Raw genomic sequence first — 8,365 nt, forward strand, 5'->3', positions numbered from 1 at the left:
GGTAAGGGTGACCTTGAACCAGCGCTGGCCCATCGCCGCGTGCACCAGGCCGATATCAATCCCTTCGTCTTCCAGAATCGGCCCCTGTTCGATATGCACCTCGTAGCAGGCGTGCAGGGGAAACGCCGCCGTCGGGTGCTGGCCGCGATAGCCGATCGCCTCCAGCGCCGCGCCGACGCTGACGCCGCTGCGATCTTCCCGGGCAAGGGCCCACTCTTCGCTAAACTGTCCGGCCCACACGCCGGAGGCGAGCATCGCCGGGGCAAAGCGCGCGCCCTCTTCGTTGGTCCAGTTCACCAGCACGATATCGCGCTCGGTTTCGATGCCGCGCTCGTTGAGCACCCGCAGCGCCTCCAGTCCCGCCAGCACGCCGTAAATACCGTCATAGCGACCGCCCAGCGGCTGGGAGTCAACGTGCGAACCGGTCAACACCGGCGCCAGCGCCGGGTTTTTCCCCGCCCGGCGGATAAACATATTGCCCATGCTATCGACCCGGTAGCCAAATCCCGCCGCCAGCGCCCAGTCGCGCAGCAGATCCCGGGCCCGACGGTCCTCTTCGCTCAGCGTCAGCCGGGTGACGCCGCCGGCGGGCGTCGCGCCGATGGTCGCCATTTCGTTCAGCGTGGCCCACAGGCGCTCGCCGTTGACGGTTATCATGATGGGTCCTTCTTTACGCGGTAGCGGAAATCACAGCACGGCGCGCCCTGCATAATGGTCGTCGTGCGGGTCAGCTCAACCTCCGGAGCGTAGCCGACGATAAACTTGTCATCGCGGGCGCAGGAGAGCAGGTGGCCAATCTCGCCGAGGCCCATTTCGTGATACATCTCGGCGTAGCGGCAGCGGTTAACGTTGTAGTTGTACTGCCGGTCGTCGGCGTCGAGCACGGTGACCTCCAGGGCATTGTCCTTTTCCCACAGATACTGCAGGGCGACAAAGCTCTGGATATCCGCGCCGTTGGGCTCTTTAGCAGCGAAGGCTTTCCCCGCCTCAATGGCGGCGTTTTCAATCGCCTCGCCGATGACCGCCTGGGCGCGCGCTTTGCCTATCTCGCGGACCAGGATGTCGTAAATCGGCTTAATTATCTCTGCTTCAATTTTTCGGCGGGCGAGAATGCCCAGCTCATTATTATCACTCATCACATTGCCTCACTGCGTTACTTCGTGGCGGCGCCGCCGAGCACGGTTTGCGGCTGCCATTTGCCGTCAACGACTTTGTAGACGGTAAAGGTTGGCGACTTCAGATTGCCTTCTTTATCAAAGGCAATTTGCCCGGTGACGCCGGAGTAGCTGATGGCGCGCAGGGCGGGCAGATAGACCGCCGGATCGACGGAGTCGGCTTTTTCCATCGCCGCGACCAGCACGCGGGTGGCGTCGTAGGCGAACGGCGCGTGCAGCTCGATATGGGTGTGATAGCGCGAGCGATAGGCCTGCTCAAAGGCCTTGCCGCCCGGCATCTGCTCCACCGGCAGGCCCGGCTCCAGCGCTACCACGCCGTTGCCCTCTTTTTGCGCCAGCTGCAGGAAGGTCTGGCTGACGAAGCCGCCCGCGCCCATCAGGGTGGCATTGATCCCCAGCTGCTTGATGCGGCGCGCCAGCGGTGCGGCCTGGCTATCGACGCCGCCGAAGAAGATAAGATCGGCGTTTTTGCTGCGAATCGCCGTCAGCACGGCGCTGAAGTCCACCGTTTTGTCATCGACGTACTGACGATCGACGATATCGATCCCCTGGGCCTTCAGCGACTTAATAAACTCATCCGCCAGGCCCTGGCCGAAGGCGGTACGATCGTCGATCACCGCGATGCGTTTGGCCTTCAGGGTTTGCACCGCGTACTGGCCGGCGAACTGGCCGCCGTCATCGTCGTGGCCCATCACCCTAAAGCTGGTATCGAAGCCCTGTTTGGTATACGCATGACCGGTCGCCACCGGCGCAACCTGGGCGATCCCGGCGTCGTGATAGACCCGCGCCGCCGGAATGCTGGTGCCGGTATTCCAGTGCCCGACCACCCCCGCCACGCCGCTGTCCACCAGACGCTGGGCGACGGCTACCGCGGTGCGCGGGTCGGACTGGTCGTCCTCCGACTGCAGCTTAAAGGTCACCGCCTTGCCGCCGATCGTCGGGTGCTGCTTGTTGATATCGTCGATGGCCAGCTGAGCGCCGTTTTCCAGATCCTTCCCAATACGCGCGGAGGGGCCGGTCAGCGGGCCGGCAAGGCCGATAGTGACGGTTTCGCCGGCGGCGGACCATGCGGCGGAAGAGGCAAAACCGCTGAGCACAATAGCGGCGCTGAGCGCACTGATTTTTGCTGTTTTCATTGTTTTTCCCTGATGTTGGTTGGTGTGTTAAACGGGCATTTCGCCCAAATAAATCTGTGCAATACGGTCGTCTGCCAGCAGCGTTTGCGACGCGCCGCGCTCAACGATGCTGCCGCTGTCCATGACCCACGCGCTGTCGGTGGCCTCCAGCGCCAGGCGCGCGTTCTGCTCGATCAGCAGCAGCGCCACGCCGCGCTGGCGCAGGGTGGCGATAACGCGGAAAACGTTCTCCACCATCAGCGGCGCCAGCCCCATCGACGGCTCGTCGAGGATCAGCAGTCGCGGGCGGCTGAGTAGGGCGCGGTTAAGCGCCAGCAGCTGCTGTTCGCCGCCGGAGAGCAGCCCGGCCAGCTGATGCTGGCGCTCGCCGAGGCGGGGAAACTGGCTGAAAATGTCGTCCATTTCGCGCTTCACCGCCGCGCCGTCGCGGCGCAGCCAGGCGCCCATCTGCAGGTTTTCCAGCACCGTCATGCGGGCAAAAATGCCGCGCCCTTCCGGCACCATCACCAGCCCTTCGCGCAGCAGCGTTTCGGCCCGCCGTTGGCGTACCGGCCTGCCGTTGAAGACGATGTCGCCGCTAAACGGCTCCAGCCCGGTCACCGCGCGGACGGTGGAGCTTTTGCCCGCGCCGTTGGCGCCGATAAGCGTCGTCTGCTCGCCCTCTTGCACGCTAAACGACACCTCGCGTACCGCCTGGATACCGCCGTAGTGCACCCCGAGACCGCTAACGGTTAACAGATCAGACATGCGCGCTTCCTCCCAGCCAGGCGGCGATAACCGCCGGGTCACGACGTACGGTTTCAGGCGTGCCGCTGGCCAGCGTTTTGCCATAGTCCAGCACCATCAGGCGATCGCAGATCCCCATCACCAGCTTGACGTCGTGCTCAATCATCAGCAGCGCTTTGCCGTCGTTGCGGATGCGCAGCAGCAGCTCGCCAAGCGCCACTTTCTCCGCGGCGTTCATCCCGGCGGCCGGTTCGTCCAGCGCCAGCAGGCGCGGGTCGGTAGCCAGGGCGCGGGCAATCTCCAGCCGCCGCTGGTGGCCGTAGGCGAGGTCGCAGGCGCGGTAGTGGGCGAACTGGGCGATGCCGGTATACTCCAGCCAGTGCCACGCCAGCTCGCGGGTTTGCGCCTCTTCGGCGCGGGCGCGACGGTGGCGGCTCAGCGCCGCCCACAGGCCGTTGCGGGTGCGTACGTGGCGGCCAACCATCACGTTTTCCAGTACCGACATCTCGTTAAACAGCCGCACGTTCTGGAAGGTGCGGGCGATGCCGGCGGCGGTGACTTTCTCAATGTTTTTCGGAAAGTAGGGCTGACCGGCGATGGCGAACTCGCCGCTGTCCGCCGGATAGAGCCCGGTTATCAGGTTAAAGCAGGTGGTTTTACCCGCGCCGTTGGGGCCGATAAGACCGTAGATTTCACCCTCGTTGATGGCGAGCGAGACGTTATCGACCGCCGTCAGGCCGCCGAAGCGCTTCGACATATGGCTGACGCTGAGCAGGCTCATGCCTTACCTCCTTTATGCCCGGCGGGCCAGATGCCCTGCGGGCGCAGCAGCATCACCAGCACCAGCGCCAGGCCGTAAAAGAGCTGGCGCAGAATTTCCGGGTCAATCAGCACTTCGCCGAACAGCGCCTGCTGCAGCGGGGCGGCCTGGCTGCGCAGCAGCTCGGGCAGGGCGGTCAGCAGAACGGCGCCGAGGATAACGCCCGGGATATGCCCCATCCCGCCGAGCACCACCATCGCCAGCACCGCAATCGACTCCTGCAGGGTGAAGGATTCGGGGGAGACGAAGCCCTGGAAGGCGCCGAACAGCGCCCCGGCGACGCCGCCGAACGAGGCGCCGATGGCGAACGCCAGCAGCTTATAGTTACGCAGATTAATCCCCATCGCCCGGGCAACGTCCTCATCCTCACGGATGGCGTGCCAGGCGCGGCCGATCCGCGAGTGCTGCAGGCGCAGGCAGACGAAGATAATCGCCACAATCACCAGCATCAGCAGGTAGTACCACAGCCACAGCGCCGGAACCTTAACGCCGAACCAGTGATAGACGCCGCTGAATTTAAGGCCGAACAGGCTCAGAGTATCGACGCCGGAAATACCCTTTGCGCCGTTGGTAATGTTCACCGGGCGATCGAGGTTGCGCATCAGGATGCGGATAATCTCGCCGAAGCCGAGGGTGACGATGGCCAGGTAGTCCCCGCGCAGCTTGAGGGTCGGCGCGCCCAGCACGATGCCGCAGCCCGCCGCCACCAGCGCGGCGAACGGAATAATCAGCAGCCAGGAGGTGTGCAGGCCGTCCGGGAACCAGGCCAGCAGCTGCGGAAACGCCTCCAGCAGATGCGGGGAGGCCAGCAGCGCCGCCAGGTAGGCGCCGACGGCGTAGAAGGCGATAAAGCCCATATCCAGCAGGCCGGTGTAGCCGACCACGATGTTGAGCCCCAGCGCCAGCATGATGTACAGCAGGGCGAAGTCGATAACCCGCACCCAGTAGTTGCCGCCGAGCTGGCTGGCGACCATCGGCGCCACCAGCAGCGCGCAGATAAACAGGGTCATGCCGGACCAGAAGCGACGGGAGGCGGCGGGGGCCGCGACGAGTTGTGCCGTTGTCATATTTTTTCCTATGCCCGATGCGCGACGCGCTCGCCGAGTAAACCGGCGGGACGGAACACCAGCACCACGATCAGCACCATAAAGGCGAAGATATCCTGATAGTTGCTGCCAAAGACGCCGTGGGTCAGGTCGCCGAGATAGCCGGCGCCCAGCGATTCGATGATCCCCAGCAGCAGGCCGCCGAGCATCGCGCCGCGAATATTGCCGATGCCGCCGAGCACCGCCGCGGTGAAGGCCTTAATGCCGGGGAGAAAGCCCATTGAGAAGCTGGCGCTGCCGTAGTTGCTGGCCATCATGACCCCCGCCAGCGCCGCAAACGCGCCGCCGATGGCGAAGGTGAGGGTGATAATGGCGTTGGGGTTGACCCCCATCAGCGTGGCGATGCGTGGGTTCTCCGCCACCGCGCGCATGCCGCGGCCTAAGCGGGTAAATTCCACCAGCAGCCACAGGCCGAGCATGACCGCAAAAGCCAGCGCAACGGTGACGATGCCGGTCACGGTGACGATCGCCGGCGGATGCGCCGCGCTGCCGTGGGTCCCGGCGATCGGCTCCATCGGCAGGATCTGCGGGAACATCAGCGGGTTGCGGGTCCAGATAATCATCGCCACGGTTTGCAGCAGCACCGACACGCCGATCCCCGAGATCAGCGGCGCCAGGCGCGGAGCGTTGCGCAGGCGGCGGTAGGCAAAGCGCTCAACCGCCATCGCCAGCAGGGCGCAGACGAGCATGGCCAGCATCAGCGCCAGGCTCAGCTGGGCCAGCGGCGGCAGGCCGGGAAAATGGGCGTTCAGCGCGTTCATTGCCGACAGCGTCGTCAGGGCGCCGACCATCAGAATATCGCCGTGGGCAAAGTTAATGATGCGCAGGATGCCGTACACCATGGTGTAGCCGAGCGCGATCAGGGCATAGATGCTTCCCAGCATGATGCCGTTGATGAATTGCTGTATGAGTGTGTCCAACCGATTTACCCGACAATGTGCTCAAATTACGGCTACCATCCAATAAATGAATTAAATTGTAAAATACGGATATATTCTTTCTTATTATGAACGCGAATTTATCTATCTTTATGATATTTAATATAATTAAATAACGTATCGGATCTCACTTAGCGCTAAGAAAATCAATATATGAAAAAAACAGAACAATCGGCCGAGCGGGAAGGCTGGGCGGAAAGCGGTCTTGCCAACGATCCGCCGCTGCGGGCGGTGCGCGCCTTTGAGGCCATCGCCCGCCTCGGCAGCATCACCCTGGCCGCTCAGGAGCTGGCGATATCGCCGTCGGCGGTCAGCCATCAGCTGAAGGTGCTGGAGGGATACCTGCAGATCCCGCTTACCGAGCGCCAGGGGCGACGGCTGACCCTCAGCCTGCAGGGGCGGGAATACTACCGCTCCATCCGCGCGGCGTTTAACGTTCTGCGCCAGGCCACCGAGCATCTGGTCGATCAGGTCCAGAGCCAGCAGGTCACGATCAGCCTGATCCCGCTGTTTGGCATGGGCTGGTTTATTCCTCGCCTGCCGTCATTCGTCCACGCCAACCCGCAGACCGAAATCAACGTGGTTTACGCCAACCACCGCAACTACCTCAGCGACGCCTCGGATATGTCGATTCGCTTTGGCAACGGGCGCTGGGCGGGATATCAGAGCGAAAAGCTGATTTCCGGCAGAATGGTGGCGGTATGCAGCCGGGCGTTTATCCGCCTGCACGGACATATTGATACCCCGGAGCAGCTGCTGCAGATGCCGCTGCTCCACGACGAGGAGCGCAGCACCTGGAACCAGTGGTTTGTGCAGCAGGGCGTGAAGCGCCCGCCGCGATCGACGGGGCCGCTGTTTGAGGACGGGCTGTTAACCCTCGCCGGCGTGCAGGCCGGGCTGGGCTGCGCGCTGATGCGCGAGCCGCTGATCGCGCCGTATCTGAACAGCGGCGAGCTGGTGAAAATCTTTGACGCGGCCATCGATGACGGCCGGGATTACTACCTGTGCGTGCGACAGGACAGCGAAATGACGCCCAACGGCAGGCTGCTGCAGAGCTGGCTGCGCGGCGAGGCGCTGAAGTAAGCGCCTCGGGTAGGCTAGCGGTGGCGAATTTGCAGCGTCGCCGGCAGATAGCGCTGCAGCGGCTCCGGGGTGGCGCCGTCGATAAGCTGGCTGATCAGGTCATAGCAGTGCCAGGCCAGCTGGCGATTATCCTGCTGAACGGTATCAATGCGCAGCGACAGCGAGTCGTACAGATAGTGATCGTCGAAGCTGGCGAGGTGGATGCCGGAATCGAGTAAATTATGCTGGCTCATGTAGCGCAGCACCCCTTCCAGCAGGCCGCAGGCGGCGGTGAACAGCGCCTGAGGCGGCCGCCCCAGCCGCGCGCAGAGCGCGGCAAACATTTCGTAGCCGGAGCTGGGATGATAGTTGCCGTTAATCACCCATTCAGGGCGGAGCTCAACGCCCGCCTGCGCCAGCCCCTGGGTAAAGCCGGCCAGCCGGTCCCGCGAAGGCGAAAGCCGCGGCTGGCCGCCGAGAAACCAGAACTCCTCGGCGTGCTGGGGAGCAATCCGTGAGATCAGCTCGGCGGTGGGGGTGATGGAGTCGGTCATCACCAGCGGCAGGCTGCTGCCGCTGGGGCTGCGGTCAAACAATACCACCGGCAGCTGCTCGCTGAGCTTGAGGTAATCCGCGTCGTTGTGCATGCAGGAGGCGACGATCAGGCCGTCAACCTGGCGGGCAATCATATTATTGACCACCATGCTTTCCTGGGCCGGGTTTTCGTCGGTGCAGGAGATCAGCAACTGCACGCCCGCCTCGCGGCACAGCATTTCCAGCTCATGGGAGAAGACTGCGAAGCCGTAGTTGGTGATTTCCGGCACCACCAGTCCGATGGTATGGCTGCGGTTATCGCGCAGCGAGCGGGCGTGAATACTCGGCTGATAGTGCTGCTCGCGGGCGATGGTCTGGACGCGTTCGCGGGTCTCCTGCGCCACGCGCAGCTCTTTGCCTCGCCCGTTCAGCACGAGGCTGGCGGTCGCCTTCGAGACGCCCGCCAGCTCGGCGATATCTTTAATGGTAACGCGTTTGGTTTTCATCACGACAGCATACGCCCGAGAAATTAAAACGCTGATTCTACCATGCATGGCCGCAGCGGCCAGTAGCAGAATGCAGCCGGCGTCGCACCGCTGAAAATCATTTGCCCAGGATACTGCGGGAAATAGCGGCTGCTCATTACGCCTTCTCCGCCGTTAATGAAAATCTCAATGCTTGAGCTGTCGCATAAGATCCGCACCGCCCGCACCTCTCCCCGCCAGTAGCGGTAGAGCGCGTCGTCGCAGGCCAGGCTGCGGCGTTCGAGGCGAATGCCGTCGGCGTCAAGGGTGAGCCTGAGGGCGCCGCCGAAATCAATCCCCAGCTCGTCGCCTGGCGCTACCTCAAAGACCATGTCCATCGGCGC

Annotated in this window: 10 protein-coding genes; 1 reads left to right on the plus strand and 9 read right to left on the minus strand. The window is 63.3% G+C overall.

The features are described 5' to 3' along the window. The 7 genes from PFH44_RS22365 to PFH44_RS22395 form a co-directional block, all read right to left on the minus strand. On the minus strand, positions 1-657 hold a 657-nt coding region (locus PFH44_RS22365; protein WP_283826184.1), incomplete at its 3' end, for a hydantoinase/carbamoylase family amidase. Further along, complete coding sequence (locus PFH44_RS22370; RefSeq protein ID WP_045854338.1) at positions 654-1,136, minus strand: L-2-amino-thiazoline-4-carboxylic acid hydrolase; 483 nt, start codon at positions 1,134-1,136, stop codon at positions 654-656. The genes PFH44_RS22365 and PFH44_RS22370, both read right to left, overlap by 4 nt. A 17-nt stretch (positions 1,137-1,153) precedes the next feature. Next, positions 1,154-2,311, minus strand: coding sequence for a branched-chain amino acid ABC transporter substrate-binding protein (locus tag PFH44_RS22375; protein ID WP_283826185.1), 1,158 nt, complete (start codon positions 2,309-2,311; stop codon positions 1,154-1,156). 27 nt (positions 2,312-2,338) lie between these two features. Next, positions 2,339-3,058 (minus strand): ABC transporter ATP-binding protein, encoded by a 720-nt coding sequence (locus tag PFH44_RS22380; RefSeq protein WP_167692083.1) that lies wholly within the window; start codon positions 3,056-3,058, stop codon positions 2,339-2,341. Next, the gene (locus tag PFH44_RS22385) at positions 3,051-3,818 is read right to left on the minus strand and encodes an ABC transporter ATP-binding protein (RefSeq protein WP_283826186.1); all 768 of its coding nucleotides are present in this window, start codon (positions 3,816-3,818) and stop codon (positions 3,051-3,053) included. The genes PFH44_RS22380 and PFH44_RS22385 overlap by 8 nt, the downstream gene beginning before the upstream one ends. After that, the gene (locus PFH44_RS22390) at positions 3,815-4,924 is read right to left on the minus strand and encodes a branched-chain amino acid ABC transporter permease (protein WP_283826187.1); all 1,110 of its coding nucleotides are present in this window, start codon (positions 4,922-4,924) and stop codon (positions 3,815-3,817) included. Before PFH44_RS22390 ends, PFH44_RS22385 begins: the two co-directional genes overlap by 4 nt. Before the next feature lie 8 nt (positions 4,925-4,932). Further along, a complete protein-coding gene (locus PFH44_RS22395) occupies positions 4,933-5,847 on the minus strand; it encodes a branched-chain amino acid ABC transporter permease (protein WP_463671563.1) in 915 nt (304 codons plus the stop codon). 207 nt (positions 5,848-6,054) lie between these two features. Here PFH44_RS22395 and PFH44_RS22400 point away from each other — a divergent pair, with 207 nt between their 5' ends. Then, entirely contained in the window at positions 6,055-6,984 is a 930-nt protein-coding gene (locus PFH44_RS22400) for a LysR substrate-binding domain-containing protein (RefSeq protein WP_283826189.1), read from the plus strand. A gap of 14 nt (positions 6,985-6,998) precedes the next feature. On the opposite strand, the gene PFH44_RS22405 is transcribed toward PFH44_RS22400, so the two are convergent. Both PFH44_RS22405 and PFH44_RS22410 read right to left on the minus strand, forming a co-directional pair. After that, on the minus strand, positions 6,999-8,003 hold the full coding sequence (locus PFH44_RS22405) for a LacI family DNA-binding transcriptional regulator (RefSeq protein WP_115193395.1): 1,005 nt from the start codon (positions 8,001-8,003) through the stop codon (positions 6,999-7,001). 23 nt (positions 8,004-8,026) lie between these two features. Continuing rightward, the coding region (locus PFH44_RS22410; RefSeq protein ID WP_283826191.1) for a GH32 C-terminal domain-containing protein at positions 8,027-8,365 on the minus strand (339 nt) is incomplete at its 5' end.

It is taken from the genome of Klebsiella sp. Ech2A (assembly GCF_030078455.1).
GTDB lineage: Bacteria > Pseudomonadota > Gammaproteobacteria > Enterobacterales > Enterobacteriaceae > Klebsiella > Klebsiella terrigena.